The 1809-nt window shown below is 40.9% G+C and carries 2 protein-coding genes; one reads left to right on the forward strand and one right to left on the reverse strand.

Translation table 11 applies throughout. The annotated features are described in order from the left end of the window. Window positions 1-749 (forward strand): 3-deoxy-8-phosphooctulonate synthase (kdsA, locus tag WBJ10_RS15100; RefSeq protein WP_424291753.1); only part of this gene is annotated, 749 nt, incomplete at its 5' end. A 38-nt stretch (window positions 750-787) separates the two neighbouring features. Here the strand turns inward: kdsA and WBJ10_RS15105 are convergent. Then, a partial coding sequence (locus WBJ10_RS15105; protein ID WP_424291755.1) for a hypothetical protein occupies window positions 788-1809 on the reverse strand: 1022 nt, incomplete at its 5' end.

Raw genomic sequence — 1809 nt, forward strand, 5'->3', positions numbered from 1 at the left:
CATGTGTGATAGAAGGCGAAGACATTGCCCTTAGGATAGCAGAGAGAATTGTTTCCATAACTGACAAACTACAGATCCCATTTATTTTTAAGGGTTCTTATCGTAAAGCTAACCGTTCAAGAATTGACTCCTTCACCGGGATAGGAGATGAGAAAGCTCTTGAGATCCTTGCAAAAGTTGGTCGTGAGTTTAATATTCCTTGTGTAACTGATATCCACGAAAGTCATGAGGCAGCTATGGCCGCTGCATATGTGGATGTCCTTCAGATTCCTGCTTTTTTATGCCGTCAAACCGATCTGCTTGTCGCGGCAGCGAAAACAGGAAAAACCGTAAACGTAAAAAAAGGGCAGTTCCTTTCCGCCGGTTCTATGAAGTTTGCTGTAGATAAAATAATAGATTCAGGTAACCCGAATGTAATACTTACCGATCGGGGAAATACTTTTGGCTATCAGGACATCATTGTAGATTATCGGGGTATACCGGAAATGAGGGGTTTTGGTGTTCCTGTCGTGATGGATTGTACTCACTCTTTACAACAGCCTAATCAGGCCAGTGGTGTAACAGGAGGGAAGCCTGCTTTGATCGAAACAATTGCTAAGGCGGCTATTGCAGTGGGAGCCGACGGACTCTTTATTGAAACTCATCCGGATCCTTCCAAGGCAAAGTCAGATGGTGCAAATATGCTCAATCTTGATCTTCTTGAAAATCTGATGAAAAAGTTAATACGGATAAGGGAGGCGGTTATCTAATACTAATCAAATTTATGTTTGCCGGTTTTCGGCATGTTTTATTTATCGCTTTTAAAATCGTACTTAATTTCCCAGTTAAATTCTTCTCCAGGAAGTGCTTTAACTTTTATAAAGGGTTCAGGACTAAGAGTGGTGGGTACAGACCAGAACATGAAGTTTGAAAGCGGTCTGTCTGAGGTAATTCTTACCCTTGCACCCGTTTTGGAATTTTCAACCGTAAAATCGTAATCTTTTACACGGTCGCCGGTATATCCTTTTGGATATTCCATTGTGCTTTGGCCTTTAGTAAGCTCCCTTAGAAAAACCAGTCTGTTATCTTCAAACTCTATTAAACTTTTACCAGCAGGCTCACTCTTGATTGCAAATGGAAGAGTTACTGTGAAGTCCGGACCTGTTGTTTGTTTGTCAATCACAAAGAAGTTGTGGTTAAACACGCTGGTCTCTATAGTATTCGTTCCTATATTTTTTAAGCTATGCGACAGGATGAGTTCGGGCTTTCCTTTAACCAGACTAAGTGTCTTTTTATAAATATATGCATAGCCCTTGTCGTCGTGAAGCTCATGGATAAAGACTATCCGGTCCTTCTTTTTTTCAATCTTCCATTCACCTCGGTTTACCATCTCAAACTTACTTGAGAAGCGATAAGGGTTTGTATTTACTTTCTTTAGGGTTCCTATACCGATTTTGATAAAAGTCTCACCCGGCTGGGCATTTTCATATCCTATTGGGTCAAATGCTTCGACTGGCCCCTGAATCGCATCGTGAACTTTGGGATCATGTTTAGGATACCATTGGCCGAAAAATTCATGATTTTTGTATTTTAAACTCGACACTACGCCTGCCCAATCGAAACGGGTGCCCTGGTAAAACCCTTTCTTATGGTCAGGCAAATATAGTTTTGCATCGATCAATCCATTGCTTATTGTGGCCTCAGGGTATTGGGCAAAAGCATTCAATGCAGCTAATAAAAACAGGCTTAAAAAGGCTTTCTTCATGAAATGATATTTAGAAAGAACGATTTCCAGACGGGGAAATTGCAACCCTATACTCTGTAGTGATC

Origin of the sequence: Daejeonella sp., assembly GCF_049655485.1 — a bacterium.
In the GTDB taxonomy this organism is placed as follows: Bacteria; Bacteroidota; Bacteroidia; order Sphingobacteriales; family Sphingobacteriaceae; genus Daejeonella.